18 protein-coding genes are annotated in these 22,508 nt (G+C 61.6%); 16 read left to right on the top strand and 2 right to left on the bottom strand.

Going from position 1 to position 22,508, the window contains the following annotated elements:
* The 6 genes from QWI20_RS16435 to QWI20_RS16410 all read left to right on the top strand — a co-directional run bounded on the left by QWI20_RS16435 (position 1) and on the right by QWI20_RS16410 (position 5,700).
* The gene (locus tag QWI20_RS16435) at positions 1–852 is read left to right on the top strand and encodes an ATP-binding protein (protein ID WP_369306348.1); all 852 of its coding nucleotides are present in this window, start codon (positions 1–3) and stop codon (positions 850–852) included.
* Positions 853–959: 107 nt separating this feature from the next.
* Positions 960–1,595 (top strand): CGNR zinc finger domain-containing protein, encoded by a 636-nt coding sequence (locus tag QWI20_RS16430; RefSeq protein WP_369306347.1) that lies wholly within the window; start codon positions 960–962, stop codon positions 1,593–1,595.
* Positions 1,596–1,737: 142 nt separating this feature from the next.
* On the top strand, positions 1,738–2,655 hold the full coding sequence (locus QWI20_RS16425) for a DUF72 domain-containing protein (RefSeq protein WP_369306346.1): 918 nt from the start codon (positions 1,738–1,740) through the stop codon (positions 2,653–2,655).
* 77 nt (positions 2,656–2,732) lie between these two features.
* A complete protein-coding gene (locus QWI20_RS16420; RefSeq protein ID WP_369306415.1) occupies positions 2,733–3,446 on the top strand; it encodes an endonuclease/exonuclease/phosphatase family protein in 714 nt (237 codons plus the stop codon).
* Between the two features lie 14 nt (positions 3,447–3,460).
* Complete coding sequence (gene clsB / locus QWI20_RS16415) at positions 3,461–4,702, top strand: cardiolipin synthase ClsB (protein ID WP_369306414.1); 1,242 nt, start codon at positions 3,461–3,463, stop codon at positions 4,700–4,702.
* Positions 4,699–5,700 (top strand): lysylphosphatidylglycerol synthase domain-containing protein, encoded by a 1,002-nt coding sequence (locus QWI20_RS16410; protein ID WP_369306345.1) that lies wholly within the window; start codon positions 4,699–4,701, stop codon positions 5,698–5,700. Before clsB ends, QWI20_RS16410 begins: the two co-directional genes overlap by 4 nt.
* Before the next feature lie 484 nt (positions 5,701–6,184).
* Here the strand turns inward: QWI20_RS16410 and QWI20_RS16405 are convergent, their stop codons facing one another.
* Both QWI20_RS16405 and QWI20_RS16400 read right to left on the bottom strand, forming a co-directional pair.
* Positions 6,185–7,498, bottom strand: coding sequence for a methyl-accepting chemotaxis protein (locus QWI20_RS16405; protein ID WP_369306344.1), 1,314 nt, complete (start codon positions 7,496–7,498; stop codon positions 6,185–6,187).
* Positions 7,499–7,669: 171 nt separating this feature from the next.
* Positions 7,670–8,596, bottom strand: a complete 927-nt coding sequence (locus QWI20_RS16400; protein WP_369306343.1) for a MurR/RpiR family transcriptional regulator — start codon at positions 8,594–8,596, stop codon at positions 7,670–7,672.
* A 246-nt stretch (positions 8,597–8,842) separates the two neighbouring features.
* Between QWI20_RS16400 and iolC the strand changes: the two genes are divergently transcribed.
* The 10 genes from iolC (at position 8,843) to QWI20_RS16350 (ending at position 22,475) form a co-directional block, all read left to right on the top strand.
* Positions 8,843–10,780, top strand: coding sequence for a 5-dehydro-2-deoxygluconokinase (gene iolC / locus QWI20_RS16395; RefSeq protein ID WP_369306342.1), 1,938 nt, complete (start codon positions 8,843–8,845; stop codon positions 10,778–10,780).
* A 52-nt stretch (positions 10,781–10,832) separates the two neighbouring features.
* Entirely contained in the window at positions 10,833–11,786 is a 954-nt protein-coding gene (gene iolE / locus QWI20_RS16390) for a myo-inosose-2 dehydratase (RefSeq protein ID WP_369306341.1), read from the top strand.
* A 2-nt stretch (positions 11,787–11,788) separates the two neighbouring features.
* Positions 11,789–12,598 (top strand): 5-deoxy-glucuronate isomerase, encoded by an 810-nt coding sequence (iolB, locus tag QWI20_RS16385; RefSeq protein WP_369306340.1) that lies wholly within the window; start codon positions 11,789–11,791, stop codon positions 12,596–12,598.
* A 23-nt stretch (positions 12,599–12,621) separates the two neighbouring features.
* A complete protein-coding gene (locus tag QWI20_RS16380; protein WP_369306339.1) occupies positions 12,622–14,121 on the top strand; it encodes a CoA-acylating methylmalonate-semialdehyde dehydrogenase in 1,500 nt (499 codons plus the stop codon).
* Between the two features lie 211 nt (positions 14,122–14,332).
* A complete protein-coding gene (gene iolD, locus QWI20_RS16375; RefSeq protein WP_369306338.1) occupies positions 14,333–16,264 on the top strand; it encodes a 3D-(3,5/4)-trihydroxycyclohexane-1,2-dione acylhydrolase (decyclizing) in 1,932 nt (643 codons plus the stop codon).
* Positions 16,265–16,443: 179 nt separating this feature from the next.
* Positions 16,444–17,463 (top strand): Gfo/Idh/MocA family protein, encoded by a 1,020-nt coding sequence (locus QWI20_RS16370; protein ID WP_369306337.1) that lies wholly within the window; start codon positions 16,444–16,446, stop codon positions 17,461–17,463.
* Positions 17,464–18,021: 558 nt separating this feature from the next.
* Complete coding sequence (locus QWI20_RS16365) at positions 18,022–18,948, top strand: sugar ABC transporter substrate-binding protein (RefSeq protein ID WP_369306336.1); 927 nt, start codon at positions 18,022–18,024, stop codon at positions 18,946–18,948.
* 79 nt (positions 18,949–19,027) lie between these two features.
* A complete protein-coding gene (locus QWI20_RS16360) occupies positions 19,028–20,590 on the top strand; it encodes a sugar ABC transporter ATP-binding protein (protein WP_369306335.1) in 1,563 nt (520 codons plus the stop codon).
* A gap of 109 nt (positions 20,591–20,699) precedes the next feature.
* Positions 20,700–21,722: an ABC transporter permease gene (locus QWI20_RS16355; RefSeq protein ID WP_192174120.1), complete on the top strand. Its 1,023-nt coding sequence runs from the start codon at positions 20,700–20,702 to the stop codon at positions 21,720–21,722.
* Between the two features lie 348 nt (positions 21,723–22,070).
* A complete protein-coding gene (locus QWI20_RS16350; RefSeq protein WP_122537744.1) occupies positions 22,071–22,475 on the top strand; it encodes a TraR/DksA C4-type zinc finger protein in 405 nt (134 codons plus the stop codon).
* Positions 22,476–22,508 lie beyond the last annotated feature (33 nt).

The following is a 22,508-nucleotide window of genomic DNA, read 5'->3' as shown; positions in this document are numbered from 1 at the left end:
ATGGGCGATCTCGTCGCCAGCACCACCGGCCCGCAAATCCGGGTCGTCGTCGATGCGCCACCCGATCTGCCAGCCGCGATCGCGGACCCGAACCAGCTTGAGATGGCGCTGCTTAATCTCTCCGTGAACGCGCGCGACGCCATGCCTGAAGGCGGGACGATGCGGATCTCGGCGAGCACCGAGTGGGTGTGCAAGGGTCACCGCTCCCGGCTGCCGACCGGCGACTACCTCTGCCTGTCCGTTGCGGACACCGGCATTGGCATGGATGCCACCACGCTCGCCCGGGCGGTGGAACCGTTCTTCTCCACCAAGGGCGTCGGCAAAGGCACGGGGCTGGGTCTGTCGATGGTGCATGGCCTGGCGTCCCAGCTGAACGGTGCGCTGACGATTCAGAGCTCGCCGGCTCTGGGGACAAACGTAGAGCTGTGGCTGCCACGCGCCATGACCCTGCCGACAGCCGCCTTGCGCATCGATGAGGCGCCGGACCGACGCTCCCTGCGCGGGATCGCACTGCTGGTCGACGATGAAGAACTGGTGCGCGCCAGCACGTCATACATGCTGGCCGATCTGGGCTACCGCGTGATCGAAGCCTCCTCCGGCGAGGAAGCCTTGCAACTGCTGAGCACCGGGCAGCATGTCGACCTGATCGTCACAGACCACCTCATGCCGGGCATCAGTGGCACCGACCTGGCCAGACGGGTCCGAAACTCCCGACCGGGGACCGCAATCCTGCTGGTCTCAGGGTATGCCGAACATGAAGGCATCGACCCGGATTTACCGCGCCTGACCAAACCGTTCCGCAAGAGCGAGCTGGCGGCGAGCCTTGCTCAGCTTGGAGGGCCGTCTTCATAAGGAGGGGGAGGCCAGTGGCGGCGACCCACCCCACAACCGTCCGAAACCTTAGCACCCCCTCACTTCTCTGCCATCATTCCCTCGTCGCTGCACACTGAGGGCATGCCATGTCTATCGGACAACTGAAGATCAATGCCATCCGCCTCGTCGGCGGGGCCGCGGTGCTGGATTACCTCAATACCTGTGACGGTCGCCGCCCGGGCACGGGGTTGCGGGAGGTTGTCGACAAACTGAGCAACCTGGAGGACATCGTCCACTGGTTCTGTCATGCCGGGATTATCGATGCTGAAGAGCATCAGCACTGTATGGCCGTGGTGGGGCGTTCTTCCTGGCACACGCTCACGGCGTTTCAACGGTTGATCGACTTTCGTGAAGCGCTGTATCGGTTGTTACTGCCCATAGCGCTGGACCATGAAACTGACCCCGCCGGCCTTGATGCTTTGAATCAGGCGCTGGCCGACACTGCCGACCAGCGCCTGCTGGTGCTGACCCCGGCGGGTGTGATCTGGCGTTGGCGTGTCGGTGAAGACCTGAGTTCGATGACGGCCGGGTTTATCGGTCGTCTCGCGGTTCAGGCGGCGACGTTGCTCACCTCCGGCGATATGGCCCGGCTCAAGGCCTGCGCCACGCCGGACTGCGACTGGCTGTTTCTCGATACCTCAAAAAATGGTCGTCGCCGTTGGTGCCAGATGAATATCTGCGGCGCGCGAGAAAAGATCAAAAGGGCCTCGGCCGGGTCCTGAGGGCAGGCGATGGCGCAGCCTGCGGCAATTTGCGCCGCAACGCCGGCAAAAAGCCAGGGAACCTGCCACGTTCTCAAGCTTCTTATCTCTAGTTCACCAGTGTCGAGGCAGGTGCCGCGGCAGGACATCAGAGAGCACGGGCATGGGCGACATTCGCATCGGCATTTCAGGCTGGCGTTACACGCCATGGCGCGGGGATTTTTATCCCGACGGCCTGACGCAGAAAAACGAGTTGAAATTCGCCTCCAGAGCCGTGAACAGCATCGAAATCAACGGCTCGTTCTATTCGCTGCAATCGCCTGAGCTGTACGCGCGCTGGTACGACGACACGCCACAGGGATTTGTTTTCAGCGTCAAGGGCCCGCGCTACATCACCCATGTCCGGCGCCTTAAAGAGATCGACGAACCCGTCGCCAATTTCTTCGCCTCCGGTGTTTTTCAGCTCAAGGAAAAACTGGGACCGATCCTCTGGCAGTTCGCACCCAACTTCAAATTCGACGCTGAGCGCTTCGAGCACTTTCTTAAACTGCTGCCCCATGACGGTAAAGCCGCCAAGGCCTGCGCCAGCAAATGCGCAGAACGGTTGCAGCAGCCGGGTTATCTGGACATTCCGGCGCGCCTGAAGCTGCGTCACGCCGTTGAAATTCGCCATGAAAGCTTTCTGGTGCCTGAGTTCGTCGCGCTGCTGCGCAAATACAAGGTGGCGCTGGTGGTGGCGGACACCGCCGGCAAGTGGCCCCATGTGGAAGACCTTGCCACCGATTTTGTCTACGTCCGCCTGCATGGCGACAAGGAACTCTACGCCAGCGGCTATTCCGACGAGGCGATCAAGCATTGGGGCGACCGCATTGATGCCTGGCAGCAGGGCGCGCAGCCCAAGGATGCTCAACTGATCGTGGACAAAGCCCCCCGCGCGCGGAAGTCCCGCGACGTTTTTTGCTATTTCGACAACGACATCAAGGTCCGCGCCCCCTACGACGCCCGCCGGTTGCTTGAGCGTTTCAATCTCACTGAAAACCTGGAAGTTGCGCCAGGCGATTTGCATGGAGCCACGTTGTGACCAGTGCCCTGATCCCCGAAGACCTCAACGGCCGACGACAAAGCGCGTCGGCCTCGGTCACCCTTAACGTGCTGACGATGAACATGCACATGGGCTTCGGTTTCCTCAACAAGCGCTTCATTCTCCCGGAGCTGCGCGATGCCGTGCGCACGGTGTCCGCCGATATCGTCTTCCTGCAGGAAGTCCACGGCGAGCATCAGGACCATGCGCAGAACGTGAAGAACTGGCCGACCACGTCGCAGTACGAATTCCTCGCCGACAGCATGTGGAAGGATTTCGCCTACGGCCGCAATGCCGTGTATCCCCACGGCCACCACGGCAATGCGTTGCTGTCCAAGTACCCGATCCTCCGTCACGACAACCTCGACATCTCTATCCTCGGCACCGAAGAACGCGGCCTGCTGCATTGCGTGCTGGACGTGCCGCATTTCGGCGAGCTGCACGCGGTGTGTGTGCACTTGGGCCTGAAAGAGGTCCATCGCCAGCAGCAGCTGAAGTTGATCGCCGATCTGGTGGGGCGTCTGCCAGCCGATGCGCCGGTGATCGTCGCCGGGGATTTTAATGATTGGCGGCAGAAGGCGGATGACGTGTTGAATCCTGCCGGGCTGCGCGAGGTCTTTGTTGAATCCTTTGGTGCGCCAGCGAAAAGCTTCCCGGCGCGCTTTCCGTTGCTGCGTCTGGACCGTATTTACGTGCGTAACGCGCACATCCGGTCGCCCAGGGTGATGTCCAATCGCCCCTGGTCGCACCTTTCCGATCATGCGCCTTTGGCGGTGGAGGTAACGCTATGAGGGGTATGAGAGCGATGGGCGCGATGTGCGGCCTTTGGCGCGACGGCAACTCGGTGGAGTTGCTGATCAATGGCGAAGACTTTTTCGCCCGGGTCTTCGACGCCATTCGTGCGGCGCGCGAGGAAGTGCTGATCGAGACGTTCATCATTTTCGAAGACCGCGTGGGCGAGGGCTTGCAGCAGGCGGTGATCGCCGCCGCCAGCCGTGGCGTGCGGGTGGTCATCACGGTGGACGACTACGGCACCAGCGACCTGAGCACGGCCTTCGTCAGCAAAATGATCGAAGCCGGCGTGCAGATTCAGCTGTTCGACCCGCGCCCGAAACTGATGGGCATGCGCACCAACCTGTTCCGGCGCCTGCACCGCAAAGTGGTGGTGATCGACGGCGAGACGTCGTTCATGGGCGGGATCAACTACAGCGTCGACCATATGGCTGACACCGGCATTACCGCCAAGCAGGACTACGCCGTGCTGGTGCGCGGGCCGATTGTTGCCGACATTTATCGCTCGACCCTGGGCATGCTCGGCCCGGCCGTGCGCAAAACCTTCACGCCGCTCAAGCCGGTGACGCGTCAGGCCGGCAGCGCGCGGATGCTTCTCGCCGAACGCGACAACCGAAACCACACCACCGACATCGAAGAGCAATACCTGCTGGCGATGCGCAACGCGACTCAGCGCATCACCATCGCCAACGCCTACTTCTTCCCCAGCTACCGGTTCTTGCGCGAACTGCGCAACGCCGCTCGACGCGGGGTGAAAGTCACGTTGATCCTTCAGGGCCAGCCGGACATGCCCTTCGTGCGCGTGTGTTCGCGCCTGACCTACACCTGGCTGTTGCGCGAAGGCGTGGTCATCCATGAATACAAACAACGGGCGCTGCACGGCAAGGTCGCGTTGATCGACCACGAGTGGTCAACCGTCGGTTCCAGCAATCTCGACCCGCTGAGCCTGGCGCTAAATCTGGAAGCCAATCTGTTTATCCGCGACCACGCGTTGAACCAGCGCTTGCACGAACACCTGCGCGACCTGGCCGTGGCCCACAGCAAACAGGTCAACCTCAAGGGCTTGGCGAAAGGGCAGTGGTGGCGCGCGCCGATGATTTTCCTGAGCTTCCACTTCCTGCGGCACTTCCCGGCGATTGCCGGTCTGTTTCCGGTGCACGGCCCACGGCTGAAACCCCTGCGCGCGCCGGAAACCCTGCCGGAGGCCGCTGCGCTTAAAAATGAAGCACCGGCCGATCAGGAGAAATCCCTATGACCGGCGTCTCCCAAGCGTCCACCCGCGAGCAGAAACCGGCCGACGCGGGCAAGCATCGTCCGTGGCTGAGGTGGGCGAAGCGCGCCTTCACGCTGTTCTTCTTCATCGCTGTGCCGGTGTTGTTGTTCACACTGATGAAAAACCTCGACTGGAACGAGGTGATGCACGCGCTGGAGTCCTACAAGCTCAGCACCCTGGCGCTGGGCTTCGTCATCGCCGCCGGCAGTTACCTGACGTACTGCTGCTTCGATGTCCTGGCCCGGCGCTACACCGAACACAAATTGGCGGTGAAACAGATCATTCCGGTGACCTTCGTGTGCTACGCCTTCAACCTCAATCTGAGTTCCTGGGTCGGTGGCATCGCGCTTCGCTATCGCCTGTATTCGCGGCTGGGCCTGGACGTGCCGACCATCACCCGCATCCTCAGCCTGAGCCTGATCACCAACTGGCTGGGCTACATGCTGTTGGCCGGGTTTGTGTTCGCGGGTGATTTCGTCGACCTGCCCGAAGGCTGGAAGATCGGCGACACCACGCTGCAACTGATCGGCTTCGTCTTGCTGGCCGTCTGCCTGGCGTACTTCCTGGCCTGCCGATTCTCGAAAAAACGCACCTGGACCATCCGCAAGCAACAGTTTGTGCTGCCATCGCTGAATCAGGCCATGCGCCAGACGTTGCTGGGCGCATTGAACTGGGGATTGATGGCGCTGCTCATCTACGTGCTGCTGCCGGAAAAAGCCTTCTACCCGGCGGTGCTCGGGATCCTGCTCATCAGCAGCATCGCCGGCGTCATCGCCCACATCCCTGCGGGCCTCGGCGTGCTCGAAACCGTTTTCATCACCCTCATGCAACACCAATTCAGCAAAGGCCAACTGCTGGCTGCGCTGATTGGCTATCGGGTGATCTACTTCCTCATCCCGCTGATGATCGCGCTGGTGGTGTATGTGGTACTGGAGAAGCGCGCGAAAGCCATGCGGCTCAGGAATGAAGGGCAGTCGTGAGTGGGGAGATGGGCTAGTTGGCAGGCCGGGGACAGATTAATTTACGGTGAAGCGTTGTAAATAAATCAGTCCCCTTCAAAGATCCGGTGTCGGGTGACGCGGAGCGTCACGGTATGCATGCCCACGCGGAGCGTGGGAACGATCAGCAGTCAGTTGAATTGGGTAGGACCGGCTTTAGCCGGGAAGCTTTTAATCTGCTTTTGATCTTCGTACGCAGACAGGCTGGACACCGCCAATCGCGACTTGGGTGCAGGCCGAACGCAGACGACGCGCAGTGGGCCGAGCCGCATGGATGCGGCGAGAGCGCCGTCAGGACATGGATGTCCGTTCGGCGCGGGCCCACGGAGCGTCGTCGGAGTGAGGGTATTCCGACGAAGGAGGAACCTAACCAGGAGCACAAGCCCTTGGTTACTTGGGGCTTTATCAAGTAACTCGCCGAAGGCGAAACAGTCTGCCCCCAGGCAGACGCTCTTGACGTTAAAGATCAATCCCGCCCCGCGAACATCCTCACGGCATCCACCGCATCATTCGTCCCCGAACTGATCTGCACAATCGCATCCCCCGCCTGATCCGCCAGATCCACACCCTTCACCGCCGTACTCCGCGTATTGTCCATACTCACAATCGCCTGACGCGTCTCGGCCTGAATCACCTGAATCATCTCCGAAATCTCCTGCGTCGACCGGCTCGTGCGCCCCGCTAACTGCCGAACCTCATCGGCCACCACCGCAAAGCCACGACCCTGATCACCGGCCCGGGCCGCCTCGATTGCCGCATTCAACGCCAGCAGATTCGTCTGATCCGCAATACTGCGAATCGTATTCACGATCGCCGTAATCTGCTCCGACCGCTCACCCAATTGACCAATGATCCGCGACGAGTCATCAATGTTCTGCGAAATCTGACGCATCTCACTGGCCGCCTGCTGAATCACCAGGGTGCCCTGCTCGGCGTACTTTTGCGTCTGCACCGAAATGTGATACGCCTGGGCAGCGCTGTGGGAATCCGCCTCGTGCTTCTGGATACGCGGGGTGACGTCCGACGCGAACTTCACCACTTTCCACAGCTTGCCGCTGGCGTCATACACCGGGTTATAAGACGCTTCCAGCCACAGCGTCTGACCCTGCTTGCCGACGCGCTTGAACTGATCACTGAAAAACTCACCCTTGTTTAACCGACGCCAGAAATCCTGGTAATCGGCGCTGTTGGCCAACTCCGGCGGGCAGAGCATCTTGTGGTTTTTACCCAACAGCTCCTGCCGGCTATAGCCCAGCAAGCGCAACAGGTTGTCGTTGGCGGCGATGATCGTACCGTCCAGATCGAACTCGATGATGGCCATGGCGCGGTCGATGGCCTGCAGTTTGTTGCGCGCTTCGCTCTCGGCCTGAAGCCTGGCGGTTACGTCCATCGCGTACTTGACCACCCGGATGACCTTGCCGTCCGAATCCCTGACCGCGTTGTAATTGGCCTCCAGCCACACCGTGCTGCCATCGCCCGCAATGCGCTGGAACGTCGACGACACAAACTCGCCGTTACGCAAGCGCGACCACAACTGCGCGTACTCCGGGCTGCGCGCATGCTCCGGCGTGCAGAACATGCGGTGTTCCTTGCCGATGACCTGTTCGGGCCGGTAGCGCATGGTTTTGAAGAAGTTGTCGTTTGCCTTGAGCACCACACCGTTCAGATCGAATTCGATGCTGGCCATCGAGCGATTGATGGCCTCCAACAGGCTGGCCTGATGGGCGACGGTCAGTTGCAGGTCCTGGATGGTTTTGTTCTTGGACGAGTCAAAAAACATGATGGCGGCTCAGGCAAGTGGATGAGGTGTGGTCCTGATCCATGACCTTGCGAGCGAGAAGCAGCTCAGATGCGAATTCCATGTGCAGTGCAGCAGATAATCACGCAGGTGATGTTAAAAAGCTATACGAAAGTTATACAGCTCGTCGGGTTTGTACAAGGTCATCAGTCATCAGTCATCGAAGCCGGCCTGTTCGGCGATTTCGTCAACCTTCAGCTCCAGGCGATAGGCCACGGCAATGAACAGTGCCTGACACAGACACAACGTGGCGCTGAGCGAACGAAACGCGAACGAGCTGCCCTCGTTGACCAGCAGCACGGCATTGGCGCGTTTGGCCAGCGGCGAAAGGTTGCTGTCGGTAATGATCAACGTCTTGGCCTGATGATGCTGCGCAATGCGCAGGCAGTGCTGGGTTTCCTTGCCATAGGGCGTGAAGCTGATGGCGATCACCAGATCATTGGCACGCACGCTGCGCATCTGCTCGCGGTAACTGCCGCCGAGGCCGGAAATCAGGTGGATGCGTTTGTTGGTGTGCTGCAGGTTGTAGACCAGATAGTCGGCGACGGCGAACGAGCGTCGCACCCCGACCACGTAGATGTTGTCGGCGTTGACCACCAGGTCCACGGCTTTCTCGAAGGCCTCGTCGTCCAGTTCCAGCGCCAGACGCTCAAGCCCCGACAGCGTGGCGTTCACGCATTCGCGGGCCAGGTCGCCCGCGCTGGCCTTCTGCGATTTATTGGCGATCATGCTGCGAATGCGTTGCTGGTAGTTCTGCACCGGCGTGGCTTTGTGGGTGTAGGCCTCGCGGAACAGGGCCTGCATCTCGCTGAATCCGCTGAAGCCGAAGCGCTGGGAAAACCGCACGATGGCCGAAGGATGCACTTCGCATTCCCGGGCGATGTCACTGATGCGGTCGACCATGATCCGGTCGCTCTGCTGGCTCATGTAGCTGGCAATGCGCTTGAGCTGGCGCGGCAGGCTCTCGTATTCGGCCGTGATCAGCTTGAGCAGTGCATCGGCGGTCTCCGGCGCGGCGGTGACGGGCGTTGCGCCGTCGGCTCCGGTATCGGGGGAGCCTGGCTGATCGAGGCTGGACATACGTGCGAATCCTTTGGCGGGTTGTGGCGTGGCAGGTTGTGCGGGAAGACAGGCGGCCAGTTTTGCAGGCTGCGACCCGCAATGCAAAGTGGAATAAATATTCCACCTGAAAATAATTTAGAAAAATTCATTGATCAAGCCCCGGCGCCGTTCTAGTCTGCATCCACGAACTCGCCAGCAAGCACCTCGCTTGTGGGCAAGGCCAACAGTAATCAAATCAATAACAATAAAAGAAGAGGGGCCGGCATGGGCCAGACTCGTTTTGCCACTGGGCGTCAGCTGGACGTTATTTGTCTCGGGCGCCTGGGCGTCGATCTCTACGCGCAGCAGATCGGCGCGCGCCTGGAGGACGTCAGCAGTTTCGCCAAATACCTCGGCGGCTCCTCCGCCAACATCGCTTTTGGCACCGCCCGGCTGGGGGTGAAGTCAGCCATGCTGACCCGCGTCGGCGACGACCACATGGGCCGGTTCCTGGTGGAATCCCTGGCGCGGGAGGGCTGCGACGTCAGCGGCATCAAGGTCGACGCCGAACGCCTGACCGCCATGGTGCTGCTCGGCATCAAGGACCGCGAAACCTTCCCGCTGGTGTTCTACCGCGAGAACTGCGCCGACATGGCGCTGCAGCCTGAAGACATCTATGAAGCGCAGATCGCCTCCAGCAAGGCGCTGTTGATCACCGGCACGCATTTCTCCACCGATCAGGTGTTCCGCGCCAGCAGTCAGGCGCTGGACTACGCCGAAAAACACAACGTCAGACGCGTCCTCGACATCGATTACCGCCCGGTGCTGTGGGGCCTGGCCGGCAAGGCTGACGGCGAAACCCGCTTCGTCGCCAACGACACCGTCAGCCAGCACGTGCAGCGCATCCTGCCGCGCTTCGACCTGATCGTCGGCACCGAAGAAGAATTCCTCATTGCCGGCGGCTCGACCGATTTGCTCAGCGCCCTGCGCCGGGTTCGCGAGCTCAGTGCCGCGACGCTGGTGGTGAAACTCGGGCCCCAGGGCTGCACGGTGATTCACGGGGCGATTCCGGCGAAGCTGGAAGACGGCGCGATTTACCCCGGCGTACGCGTGGAAGTGCTGAATGTGCTGGGCGCGGGCGATGCGTTCATGTCCGGTTTCCTCAAGGGCTGGCTCAACGACGAGAGCGACGAGCGCTGCTGCCAGTTGGCCAATGCCTGCGGCGGTCTGGTGGTGTCGCGGCACGCCTGCGCGCCAGCCATGCCGACGCTGGTCGAGCTGGAATACCTGTTCAACAGCCCGGTGCCGATCACTCGACCCGATCAGGACGCGGTGTTGCAACGTCTGCACCGGGTCAGCGTGCCCCGTCGCGAATGGCAGCCGCTGTTCATCTTCGCCTTCGATCACCGCGGGCAGTTGGTCGAACTGGCGCAAAAGGCCGGGCGTGATCCGGCCTGCATCAGCCAGCTCAAACAGCTCTTTGTTCAAGCGGTCGCGCGGGTCGAGGCCGATTTGAACAAGCGCGGCATCGCCGCCGATGTCGGCGTGCTGGCGGATCAGCGTTTTGGTCAGGATTCACTGAATGCCGCCAGCGGGCGCGGCTGGTGGGTGGCCCGGCCTGTGGAAGTGCAAGGCTCGCGCCCACTGGCGTTCGAGCACGGGCGTTCGGTGGGCAGCACGTTACTGGCCTGGCCTCAGGAACAGATCATCAAGTGCCTGGTGCAATACCACCCGGACGACGAACCGATGCTTCGACTGGAACAGGAAGCGCAGTTGCTGGGCCTGTATCAGGCAGCGCTGGCCAGCGGTCATGAACTGCTGCTGGAAGTGATTCCGCCGAAGGATCATCCTTCGACCCATCCGGATGTCATCTACCGTTCCCTCAAGCGCCTCTACAACCTCGGCATTTACCCGGCCTGGTGGAAAATCGAGTCGCAGCCCGCCGAGGTCTGGGAGCAGCTCGACGCGCTGATTCACGAGCGCGATCCGTACTGCCGGGGCGTGGTGTTGCTGGGGCTGAACGCACCGGCCGAAACCCTCGCGGCCGGCTTTCGTCAGGCGGCGAAAAGCACCACCTGCCGGGGTTTTGCTGTGGGCCGCACGATTTTTCACGAACCCAGCCGCGCCTGGCTGGAGGGCGAAATCGATGACGCAGACCTGATCACTCGGGTGCAGAGCAACTTCGGTTTCCTGATCGAATCCTGGCGCGACGCCCGGGCCTGATACTGGGCCTATGTGTTCAGTTGAACGTGATAACAACAATAAAGGTGCAGCCATGCCCGCTTCTGCAATCCGAATTGGCATCAACCCGATTTCCTGGAGCAACGACGACCTCCCGGCCCTCGGTGGCGAAACGCCCCTGAGCACCGCGCTCAGCGAGGGCAAGGAAATCGGCTACGAAGGCTTCGAGCTCAACGGCAAATTCCCCAAAGACGCCCAAGGCGTGGCCGATGTGTTGCGTCCGTATGACCTGGCGCTGGTGTCGGGCTGGTATTCCGGTCGGCTCGCCAGCCGCTCGGCGGCCGAAGAAATTGACGCTATCGCCAGCCACGTCGAACTGCTCAAGCACAACGGCGCCACGGTGCTGGTCTACGGCGAAGTGGCTGATTCGATTCAGGGCCAGCGCATCCGACTGGTCGAGCGGCCGCGCTTTCACAGCGCCAGCGCGTGGCAGGCCTATGCCGACAAACTCACTGAGCTGGCCCGCTTCACGCTGTCCCAAGGCGTGCGTCTGGGCTATCACCACCACATGGGCGCGTACGTGGAATCGCCGGAGGACATCGACACGCTGATGGCCCTGACCGGCGACGAAGTCGGCCTGCTGTTCGATTCCGGTCACTGCTACATGGGGGGCGGCGAGCCGCTTCAAGTGCTGAGCAAACACATCGAGCGCGTCTGCCATGTGCATTTCAAGGACGTGCGCAAGCCGGTGGTGCAGCTGGCGCGCAACAATCTCTGGAGCTTTCCGGACTGCATCGTCAACGGCACCTTTACCGTGCCCGGCGATGGCGACATCGATTTCGCCGCGCTGCTGGATGTGTTGATACAGGCCGGTTACCAAGGCTGGCTGGTGGTCGAAGCGGAGCAGGACCCGGCGGTCGCGCCGAGCTATGCCTACGCGAAGAAGGGCTACGAGACCCTGCGCCATTTGCTGGCCGCCGCGCAGTTGAACAGCGCGGCTCAACAACAGAACGCACCTCAACAACCGCCTGAACAGAGGAGCCTGTGAACATGAATCTCTTGGTCAAGAGCAAGGCCGAAGGGCGCGACGTGGTCGCGCTGGCCGACGGTGTGCTGACGTACGTCGGCTTCTCCGCCCACCGATTGAGCGTCGGCGAACGTCTTCCGGTGAGTGCGGGCGCCAAGGAAATCTGCCTGGTGCTGCTCAGCGGCCGCATCAGCGTCAGCGGCGAGGCGCCGGGGCAGGGCGGTTTCAAATGGGAAAACCTCGGTGATCGGCAATCGGTGTTCGAGGACAAATCGCCCTTCGCCGTGTACCTGCCGCCGGGCAGTCAGGCCGAAGTCACGGCGTTGAGCGCGGTGCAGATTGCTGTGTGCGCTGCGCCGGGCGATGCGTCCAAAGACCTGCCGGCGCGGGTGATCACCCCCGACACGATGAAACGCAGCGTGCGCGGCCGGGCGGCCAACACCCGTTACGTCTGCGACATCCTTCCCGATTCCGAGCCGGCGCATTCGCTGCTGGTGGTGGAAGTGCGCACGCCTTCGGGCCACTCGTCGAGCTACCCGCCCCACAAGCACGACACGGATGATTTGCCGCACCAGAGCTTTCTCGAAGAAACCTATTACCATCAGGTCAACCCGCCCCAGGGCTATGTGTTCCAGCGCGTGTACACCGACGATCGCAGTATCGATCAGGCCATGGCCGTGGAGAACAACGATCTGGTCACGGTGCCCAAGGGTTATCACCCGGTCAGCGTGCCGTACGGCTATGAATCCTATTATTTGAACGTGATGGCCGGGCCAAAGCGCGCATGGCAATTTCACAACGATCCGCAACATAGCTGGCTGCTGGATCTTTAACCCACTTTTTGAAGGAGCTCGAAATGAGCACTGCCCCGATCATCGGCCACTACATCAACGGCCAGATTCACGACAGCGCCGAGCGTTTCAGTGATGTGTTCAATCCGGCCACCGGCGCTGTCCAGGCCCGGGTGGCGCTGGCGGAACTGAAGACCGTCGACGAGGCGGTTGCCGCTGCCCAGGCGGCGTTTCCCGCCTGGGCGGATCAGTCGTCCCTGCGGCGGGCGCGGGTGATGTTCAAGTTCAAGGAATTGCTCGACCAGCATCACGACGAGCTGGCGGCCATCATCTGCCGCGAGCACGGCAAGGTATTTTCCGATGCCAAGGGAGAAGTGGTGCGTGGCATCGAGATCGTCGAGTTTGCCTGTGGCGCGCCGAGCCTGCTGAAAAGCGACTACAGCGACAACATCGGTGGCGGCATCGACAACTGGAACCTGCGTCAGCCACTGGGGGTGTGCGCCGGCGTCACGCCGTTCAACTTCCCGGTGATGGTGCCGCTGTGGATGATCCCCATGGCGCTGGTCACCGGCAACTGCTTCATCCTCAAACCGTCCGAGCGCGACCCGTCGGCGAGCCTGCTGATGGCGCAGTTGTTGAAACAGGCGGGCCTGCCCGATGGCGTGTTCAATGTGGTGCAGGGCGACAAGGTGGCCGTGGACGCGCTGCTGCAACACAAGGGCATCGAGGCGATTTCGTTTGTCGGCTCCACGCCCATCGCCGAATACATTCATCAGCAGGGCACGGCCCACGGCAAGCGGGTGCAGGCCCTCGGCGGTGCGAAAAACCACATGATCGTCATGCCCGATGCCGATCTGGATCAGGCGGCTGACGCGTTGATCGGTGCGGCCTACGGTTCGGCCGGGGAGCGCTGCATGGCGATTTCCATCGCTGTGGTGGTGGGCGACGTGGGGCAGAAACTCATCGACAAACTGCTGCCGCGCATCGATGCACTCAAGGTCGGCAACGGCATGAACGCCGATTCGGACATGGGTCCGCTGGTCACGGCGGTGCACAAGGCCAAGGTCGAGGGCTATATCGCTCAGGGCGTGCAGGAAGGCGCAAAGCTGATCGTCGACGGGCGCAACTTCAGCGTGCCGGGCGCGGAACAGGGCTTCTTCGTCGGCGCCACGCTGTTCGATGACGTGACGCCGGAAATGACGATCTATAAGGAAGAGATCTTCGGGCCGGTGCTGGGGATCGTCCACGTGCCTGATTTTGCCTCGGCGGTGGAGCTGATCAACGCCCACGAATTCGGCAACGGCGTGTCGTGCTTCACCAGCGACGGCGGTATTGCCCGGGCCTTTGCGCGCAACATCAAGGTCGGCATGGTGGGCATCAATGTGCCGATCCCGGTGCCGATGGCCTGGCATTCCTTCGGCGGCTGGAAGCGCTCGCTGTTCGGCGACCACCATGCCTACGGCGAAGAAGGCCTGCGCTTTTACAGCCGCTACAAAAGCGTGATGCAGCGCTGGCCGGACAGTATCGCCAAGGGCGCGGAATTCAGCATGCCGACGGCCAAGTAGAGAATTTGCGCTGACCGTCTGTCGCACGCGGTCAATGTGGGAGCGAGCTTGCTCGCGAATGCGGTTTTCCGACCACTAGGGATGTGCCGGACCCAATGGCCCCTTCGCGAGCAAGGTGGGGCGCCACCCCGGTCACTCCCACAGGTGACCGCATTTCGCCAACTGAAATTGTGCAGGCTTTCATCACCGCCAATAACAAAAAGGTGCAAGCATGAACACGACTCGATTGACCATGGCCCAGGCCCTGGTGAAGTTTCTCGATAACCAGTACGTCGAAGTCGACGGCGTGCAGAGCAAGTTCGTCGCCGGGGTGTTCACCATTTTTGGCCACGGCAACGTGCTCGGCCTGGGCCAGGCGCTGGAGCAGGACAGCGGCGATCTCATCGTGCATCAAGGCCGCAACGAACAAGGCATGTGCCACGCCGCCATGGGGTTTGCCAAGCAACACCTGCGGCGCAAGATCTACGCCTGCAGTTCATCGGTAGGCCCCGGCGCCGCCAACATGATCACCGCCGCGGCCACCGCATCGGCCAACCGCATTCCGCTGCTGTTGCTGCCCGGCGATGTCTACGCCAGTCGCCAGCCCGATCCGGTGCTGCAACAGATCGAACAGTTCCACGACCTCAGCATCAGCACGAACGACGCCTTCAAGGCCGTGAGCAAATACTGGGACCGCATCACCCGCCCCGAGCAATTGATGAGCGCGGCCCTCAACGCCATGCGCGTGCTCACCGATCCTGCCGAAACCGGCGCCGTCACACTGGCGCTGCCCCAGGACGTACAGGCCGAAGCCTACGACTACCCCGATTCATTCCTGCAAAAACGCGTGCACCGCATCGACCGCCGTCCGCCCACCGAAGCCATGCTCAATGACGCCGTGGGGCTGCTCAAAGGCAAGCGCAAACCGCTTCTGATCTGTGGCGGCGGCGTGCGTTATTCCGGCGCGGCCGCCGAGCTGCAGGCGTTCGCCGAGCGCTTCGGCATTCCGTTCAGCGAAACCCAGGCCGGCAAGAGCGCCATCGTTTCCGCCCATCCGCTGAACATGGGCGGCATCGGCGAGACCGGCACCCTGGCGGCCAATACCCTGGCGCGGGAAGCGGACCTGATCATCGGCGTCGGCACCCGTTACAGCGACTTCACCACCGGTTCGAAATCCCTGTTCCAGAACCCTGACGTTCAGTTCCTCAACCTCAACGTCGGCGCCTTCGATGTGCAGAAACTCGATGGCGTGCAGGTGCTGGCCGATGCGCGCCGGGCGCTTCGTTCCCTGGCGGATCAGTTGGGCGACTACCGCGCACAGTGGGGTGATCAACCGAGTGAAGCCAGAGCTGCCCTGGACGCGGAAGTGGATCGGCTATACGCCGTGGAATACCAGACCGAAGATTTCGAGCCGGAAGTCAGCGGCCATCTCGATCCGCAGGTGCTGCGCGACTTCATCGAGATGACCGGTTCGTGCCTGACCCAGAGCCGCGTGCTGGGGGTGCTCAATCAGCAATTGCCCACCGACGCGGTGATCGTCGCGGCGGCCGGCAGTCTGCCTGGGGATCTGCAGCGGGCATGGCGCAGCACCAGTGTCGACAGTTACCACGTCGAGTACGGCTATTCGTGCATGGGCTATGAGGTCAATGCCGCATTGGGCGTGAAAATGGCGGCGCCGGAGCGTGAGGTGTACGCGCTGGTGGGCGACGGTTCCTACATGATGCTGCACTCGGAACTGGCCACCTCGATTCAGGAACGGCGCAAGATCAACGTGATACTGCTCGACAACATGGCCTTCGGTTGCATCAATAATTTGCAGATGGGCAACGGCATGGGCAGTTTCGGCACCGAGTTCCGCTACCGCAATCCCGAGACCGGTCAGCTGGACGGCGACTTCGTGCCGGTGGATTTTGCGATGAGTGCCGCGGCCTATGGCTGCAAGACCTACAAGGTCAGCAACGCCCAGGAGCTGGAAGCGGCACTGGCCGATGCCCGTACGCAGACCGTTTCGACGCTGATCGACATCAAGGTACTGCCGAAAACCATGATCCACGGCTACCTGTCGTGGTGGCGCGTGGGCGTGGCGCAGGTGTCGACGACGGGCACGACCGCCGAAGCGTACGAGCGACAAAAAGCGGCGTTGGCCAAGGCCCGTCAGTATTGATCTATACGACCCTTGTAGGAGTGAGCTTGCTCGCGATGACGATGTATCCGATACCGATATGTACCGGAGGGAAAGCTATCGCGAGCAAGCTCACTCCTACAGTGAGAGCGCTGTCATCCTGCAGAGACATATTTGTCCTGCAGGAGCCAGATACAGGGCGTTAGCAAGGAGACTTACCCATGAAAATCGGACTCATCGGCTACGGCAAAGGCGGGCGTTACTTTCACGCGCCGCTGATTGCCAGCCAGCCCGGCGCGACCTTTGCCGGCGTGGTCACCCGTTCGCCGGAACGCCGTCAGGACCTGCGCAACGATTACCCCAAAGTCCCGGCCTTCGACAGCCTGGCCGATCTGGTCGCCGCCGGTGTCGATGCGGTGGTGATCTCGACGCCGCTGGCCTCCCGGCGTGAATTGATTCTTGAAGCCATCGAGCTCGGCGTCCCGGTCGTCAGCGACAAGCCGTTTGCGCCGGATGCGTCAGCGGCGCAGGAACTGGTGGACGCCGCCAAACGCCGGGGCGTGCTGCTGGGGGTGTACCAGAACCGACGCTGGGACTCGGATTTTCTCACCGTGTGCAAGCTGATCGATCAGGGCGTTTTCGGTGAGATCAGCCGCTTCGAGTCCCGGGTCGAGCGCTATTCGCCTTCCTCCGTGGGCAAGGAAAGCGGCGGCGGCATTCTGCGGGATCTCGGCAGCCATCTGGTGGATCAGGCACTGCTGCTGTTCGGGCCGGCGAAGCGGGTGTACGCCGAGCTTGAGTTCGCGACGCCGGAGCAAAAGGTCGATCACGGCTTCTTTATTTCACTGACCCATAACAGCGGCGTGATCTCACACCTTTGGGGCAGCTGCCTGCAAAACGCCCAGGGCCCGCGATTTCGGGTCAACGGTTCACAGGGCTGCTATACCGTGGAGGGCCTCGACGGTCAGGAGGCTGCCGCACTCGCCGGGTTGTCACCCAAGTCCGAAGGCGAACGCTGGGGCGTGGAAGAACACCGACGCTGGGGCTGGTTCGAACAGGGCGAGCACCGTGAGCGGGTCCCGTCGGAGCGTGGCTGCTGGACCGAGTTTTACCGGCAATGGCAGGAGGCGGTGATGAATCAGGGGCGTAATCCTGTGGATGCAAACGATGCGGTGGCCTCGGCCAGGGTGCTGGATGCCGCAAGGATTAGCGCGATGGAGGGCAGGGTGGTGGTGCTGTGAAAAGCACACGCAGATGCCCTGTGACGCACTGCGCTACACCCACCAACAGGTCGTACGTGGCGCATCAAAACGAAAATAGAAATTAATTCTAAAAGCTGTTGAAGTAGAAATTATTTTCCAATAGAGTCATTTCCAGGTTGCCGACGATCGCCGTCAGCGCCTGGTGTCGGGTCTCCCGGCAGCAGGCCGAACGAGCGACACAAAAACAAGAAAGCCAATCGCAGACAGGTACCGCCGATGAACATCTTCAGATCAGCCGCCAAGGCTTGCCGTCCCTTCTTACTCGCGCTTCCCGCCATTCCCCGAGCTGTTTCCCACGCGCTTTTCCACACTGTAGCCCGCAGAATGATCAACGCTGCCCCCGCGTTCGAATCCGCCCTCGAAACCATCGCCCACGTGCTCTGCGTCGAAAGCCGCGGCGTTGTGGTGTGCGGGGCATCGGGCGGCTCGGTCGCGCACCTTTCAGACGCGGCGTCTGCTGCTCCGCGCTAAACGCCAGCCCCTCCAGCAGTCGTTATCCCGCTATTACAACAACAAGAATCTGGAGAAAGACCGTTCATGAATACCCCACTCCGTTTCACCTCACTCGCCCTGGCCCTGATGCTGAGCAGCGGCGTCACCCTGGCGGCCGACCTGAAGATTGGCGTGTCCATGTCTCAGTTCGATGACACGTACCTGACCTACATGCGCGAGGACATGGACAAGAAAGTCAAAGCCATGGGCGGCGTCGATCTGCAGTTCGTCGATGGCCGCAATGACGTGAACAAACAGCTCGATCAGGTGCAGGAGCTGATTGGCAAAAAAGTCGATGCACTGATCGTCAACCCGGTCGACACCGAAGCGACCAACCGCATTACCAAGATGGCCACCGCCGCCGGCATTCCGCTGGTCTACGTCAACCGCCGCCCGGATGATCCCAAGTTGCCCGCAGGCGTCGCCTCCGTGACCTCCGACGACAAGGAAGCCGGGCGCATGCAGATGGAATACCTGGCCAAGAAAATGGACGGTAAAGGCAACGTCGTCATCTTGCTCGGTGAACTGGCCAACAACTCGACCCGCGACCGTACGGCGGGCGTGAAAGAAGTCCTGAAAAACTACCCCAACATCAAAGTCACCCAGGAACAGACCGGCGCCTGGCAGCGTCAGCGCGGCATGGACGTCACCAATGACTGGCTGACCCAGGGCGGTGACTTCAAAGCGGTTATCTCCAACAACGACGAAATGGCCATCGGCGCCGCCATGGCCCTGAAGCAGGCCGGCAAGAAAGGCGAAGTGTTTGTGGCCGGTGTCGACGGCACGCCGGACGGTCTGAGCGCCGTGAAGAAAGGCGACCTCTCGGTCTCGGTGTTTCAGGACGCCAAGGGGCAGGGCGAGGGCGCCATCGATGCGGCCGTGAAGCTGGCGAAGAAGGAAACGCTGCCCGAACAGGCCATCGTGATTCCCTTCAAGCTGATCACCCCGGAAAACGTCAACACCTTCAAATAACCGCTCATCTCAGACCGACTGACACCCGGCAGAGCGCCGCCGTGCCTCTGCCGCCCTGTCACCCGAGGAGCCTGTGACCATGTTCGCTTCCGCAACCGCTTCGGCTTCAAACAATCCTCCCGCGTCCGGGATGGCGAGCGACGCCGAGCACCCTTATCTGCTGGAAATCACCAACATCAGCAAGGGCTTTCCCGGGGTGGTGGCGCTGGACAACGTGCAACTGCGCGTGCGGCCCGGCAGCGTGCTGGCGCTGATGGGCGAGAACGGCGCGGGCAAGTCCACGCTGATGAAAATCATCGCCGGCATCTACCAGCCCGACACCGGCGAAATCCGCCTGCGCGGCAAGCCGGTGGTGTTCCAGTCGCCGCTGGCGGCGCTGCAATCGGGCATTGCCATGATCCATCAGGAACTCAACCTGATGCCGCACATGAGCATCGCCGAGAACATCTGGATCGGCCGCGAGCAGCTCAACGGCCTGCACATGGTCGATCACCGCGCGATGCACCGCTGCACGGCAGAATTGCTGGAACGCCTGCGCATCAACCTCGATCCGGAAGAAATGGTCGGCAACCTGAGCATCGCCGAACGGCAGATGGTCGAGATCGCCAAGGCCGTTTCCTATGACTCCGACGTCTTGATCATGGACGAACCGACCTCCGCCATCACCGAGACGGAGGTGGCCCACCTGTTTTCGATCATTGCCGACCTGCGCGCGCAGGGTAAGGGCATCATCTACATCACCCACAAGATGAACGAAGTGTTCGCCATTGCCGATGAAGTCGCGGTGTTTCGCGATGGCGCCTACATCGGCCTGCAGCGGGCCGACAGCATGAACGGCGACAGCCTGATTTCCATGATGGTGGGCCGTGAACTGACCCAGCTGTTTCCCGAACGCGACCAGCCCGTTGGCACGTTGCTGCTGTCGGTGCGCGACCTGGCGCTGGACGGCGTGTTTGAAGGCGTGTCGTTTGACCTGCACGCCGGCGAAGTGCTGGGCATCGCCGGGCTGATGGGCTCGGGACGCACCAACGTCGCTGAAACGATCTTCGGCATCACCCCGAGCACGCGCGGGGAAATCCTCCTCGACGGCACGCCGATCCGGGTCAGCGACCCGCACTTCGCCATCGAGAAAGGCTTTGCGCTGCTCACCGAAGACCGCAAGCTCAGCGGCCTGTTTCCGTGCCTGTCGGTGGGTGAAAACATGGAAATGGCCGTGCTGCCCCATTACGTCGGCAACGGGTTTGTCCACCAGAAAGCCCTGCGCGTGCTGTGCGAAGACATGTGCAAAAAGCTGCGGGTAAAGACGCCGTCCCTTGAGCAGTGCATCGACACGCTGTCCGGCGGCAATCAGCAGAAAGCCCTGCTGGCGCGCTGGCTGATGACCAACCCGCGGGTGCTGATTCTCGATGAGCCGACCCGTGGCATCGACGTCGGCGCCAAGGCCGAGATCTATCGGCTGATTTCACTGCTCGCCAGCGAAGGCATGGCGGTAATCATGATTTCTTCCGAACTGCCGGAAGTGCTGGGCATGAGCGACCGGGTCATGGTCATGCACGAAGGCGAAATGATGGGCACCCTCGACCGCGCCGAGGCCACCCAGGAACGGGTGATGCACCTGGCGTCCGGAAACCCTGTTCACTGACTCCCATTCACACGATCTCTGGCGACTGAAGCGCCGGTTTCGAGCACCGCTTCACGCCCCAGTCGCAATGCCCAGTCGGGTCGAACAAGAACAAGAGGCACACATGAAGATGAACGCGATGCTGGAAAACAAACCCGCGCTGGCGCCTCGTAAACACAAGCGCCGGCTGCCCACCGAACTGAGCATTTTTCTGGTGCTGATCGGCATCGGCCTGATTTTCGAGCTGTTCGGCTGGATCGTCCGCGATCAGAGCTTTCTGATGAATTCCCAGCGGCTGGTGCTGATGATTCTGCAGGTGTCGATCATCGGCCTGCTGGCCATCGGCGTGACGCAGGTCATCATCACCACCGGCATCGATCTGTCGTCAGGGTCAGTGCTGGCGCTGTCGGCGATGATTGCTGCCAGTCTCGCGCAATCGTCGGATTACACCCGTGCGGTGTTTCCGTCGCTGACCGACCTGCCGGTGTGGGCGCCGGTCATCGCCGGGCTTGGGGTGGGTCTGCTCGCCGGGGCGATCAACGGCAGCATCATCGCCATCACCGGCATCCCGCCGTTCATCGCCACGCTGGGCATGATGGTGTCGGCGCGGGGCCTGGCGCGCTATTACACCGGCGGTCAGCCGGTGAGCATGCTCAATGATTCCTACACCGCGATCGGCCAGGGCGCCATGCCGGTGATCATCTTTCTGGTGGTCGCGGTGATCTTTCACATCGCCCTGCGTTACACCAAGTACGGCAAATACACCTACGCCATCGGCGGTAACATGCAGGCGGCGCGCACCTCGGGCATCAACGTCAAGCGTCATCTGGTGATCGTCTACAGCATCGCCGGTCTGCTGGCCGGGCTGGCGGGCGTCGTCGCCTCGGCGCGGGCGGCCACGGGGCAGGCCGGGATGGGCGTTTCCTACGAGCTGGACGCCATCGCGGCGGCGGTAATCGGCGGCACCAGCCTCGCCGGTGGCGTGGGGCGGATCACCGGCACGGTCATCGGCGCGCTGATTCTCGGGGTCATGGCCAGCGGCTTTACCTTCGTTGGCGTCGATGCCTACGTGCAGGACATCATCAAGGGCTTGATCATCGTCATCGCCGTGGTCATCGATCAGTACCGCAACAAGCGCAAGCTCAAGCGCTGAGTCGCTCAGGTGTTATCAAAGAGGGCCTGTTGTCAGGCCCTTTTCGTTTTTCATCGGTTTGAACCGATCAGGCCACGGTCGGTCAGACACCATCTGCCTCGTTTCGAGGACGCCCGGGCCGGGTGAAGGGTGCGATAAAACCCCGGCGCGACCCAATGCCACCGGGTATTCAAACCCTTGTTGGACGAATCCTGATCAATTATGTTGCCGAGTACCGAACCCGGCCTTAGACTGCCGCCCCTCGTAAATTGAGTGCCAAGCGGCGCTTCGAGACTACGGCGCGTTTAATGCCAGGTTGAGGCGCACCTTTGAGATCGCCTTAATGCACGTTTTTTTATAGAGAAATCAATGACCAAGGAAAAGTTGCTGGCGATGCCGGCCGATGACTACATGAACGCCGAGCAGCACGCGTTCTTCGTCGACCTGTTGCAAGCCATGAAAGTCGAAATCCACGAGCGCATCGAGCAGAGCCGTATCGCGATCGAAAGCCTGGACACCCCGGCTGACCCGGCCGATGCCGCTTCCGTGGAAGAAGAGCGCCACTGGCTGGTGAACGTGATTGACCGCGATCAGCGCATGCTGCCACAGCTGGAAATGGCCTTGAGCCGTATCGCTGACGACAGTTTTGGCTGGTGCGAAGACAGCGGCGAGCCCATTGGCCTCAAGCGCCTGCTGATCAGCCCGACCACCAAGTACTGCATCGAAGCTCAGGAACGTCACGAGCAGATCGACCGCCACCAGCGTCAGGCGTGATCCCTCGGGTTCGACCGCCCGCAACGGGTGGTC

The organism is Pseudomonas sp. W2-17, assembly GCF_041060445.1.
Lineage (GTDB): Bacteria > Pseudomonadota > Gammaproteobacteria > Pseudomonadales > Pseudomonadaceae > Aquipseudomonas.
This window is presented reverse-complemented; position numbering and strand designations above follow the sequence as displayed.

What these genes read in the sequence shown, in the direction of transcription:
- QWI20_RS16435 (WP_369306348.1), top strand. Translation starts at nt 1, where the DNA reads ATGGGCGATCTCGTCGCCAGCACCACCGGCCCGCAAATCCGGGTCGTC.
- QWI20_RS16430 (WP_369306347.1), top strand. Translation starts at nt 960, where the DNA reads ATGTCTATCGGACAACTGAAGATCAATGCCATCCGCCTCGTCGGCGGG.
- QWI20_RS16425 (WP_369306346.1), top strand. Translation starts at nt 1,738, where the DNA reads ATGGGCGACATTCGCATCGGCATTTCAGGCTGGCGTTACACGCCATGG.
- QWI20_RS16420 (WP_369306415.1), top strand. Translation starts at nt 2,733, where the DNA reads ATGAACATGCACATGGGCTTCGGTTTCCTCAACAAGCGCTTCATTCTC.
- clsB (WP_369306414.1), top strand. Translation starts at nt 3,461, where the DNA reads ATGGGCGCGATGTGCGGCCTTTGGCGCGACGGCAACTCGGTGGAGTTG.
- QWI20_RS16410 (WP_369306345.1), top strand. Translation starts at nt 4,699, where the DNA reads ATGACCGGCGTCTCCCAAGCGTCCACCCGCGAGCAGAAACCGGCCGAC.
- QWI20_RS16405 (WP_369306344.1), bottom strand. Translation starts at nt 7,498, where the DNA reads ATGTTTTTTGACTCGTCCAAGAACAAAACCATCCAGGACCTGCAACTG.
- QWI20_RS16400 (WP_369306343.1), bottom strand. Translation starts at nt 8,596, where the DNA reads ATGTCCAGCCTCGATCAGCCAGGCTCCCCCGATACCGGAGCCGACGGC.
- iolC (WP_369306342.1), top strand. Translation starts at nt 8,843, where the DNA reads ATGGGCCAGACTCGTTTTGCCACTGGGCGTCAGCTGGACGTTATTTGT.
- iolE (WP_369306341.1), top strand. Translation starts at nt 10,833, where the DNA reads ATGCCCGCTTCTGCAATCCGAATTGGCATCAACCCGATTTCCTGGAGC.
- iolB (WP_369306340.1), top strand. Translation starts at nt 11,789, where the DNA reads ATGAATCTCTTGGTCAAGAGCAAGGCCGAAGGGCGCGACGTGGTCGCG.
- QWI20_RS16380 (WP_369306339.1), top strand. Translation starts at nt 12,622, where the DNA reads ATGAGCACTGCCCCGATCATCGGCCACTACATCAACGGCCAGATTCAC.
- iolD (WP_369306338.1), top strand. Translation starts at nt 14,333, where the DNA reads ATGAACACGACTCGATTGACCATGGCCCAGGCCCTGGTGAAGTTTCTC.
- QWI20_RS16370 (WP_369306337.1), top strand. Translation starts at nt 16,444, where the DNA reads ATGAAAATCGGACTCATCGGCTACGGCAAAGGCGGGCGTTACTTTCAC.
- QWI20_RS16365 (WP_369306336.1), top strand. Translation starts at nt 18,022, where the DNA reads ATGAATACCCCACTCCGTTTCACCTCACTCGCCCTGGCCCTGATGCTG.
- QWI20_RS16360 (WP_369306335.1), top strand. Translation starts at nt 19,028, where the DNA reads ATGTTCGCTTCCGCAACCGCTTCGGCTTCAAACAATCCTCCCGCGTCC.
- QWI20_RS16355 (WP_192174120.1), top strand. Translation starts at nt 20,700, where the DNA reads ATGAACGCGATGCTGGAAAACAAACCCGCGCTGGCGCCTCGTAAACAC.
- QWI20_RS16350 (WP_122537744.1), top strand. Translation starts at nt 22,071, where the DNA reads ATGACCAAGGAAAAGTTGCTGGCGATGCCGGCCGATGACTACATGAAC.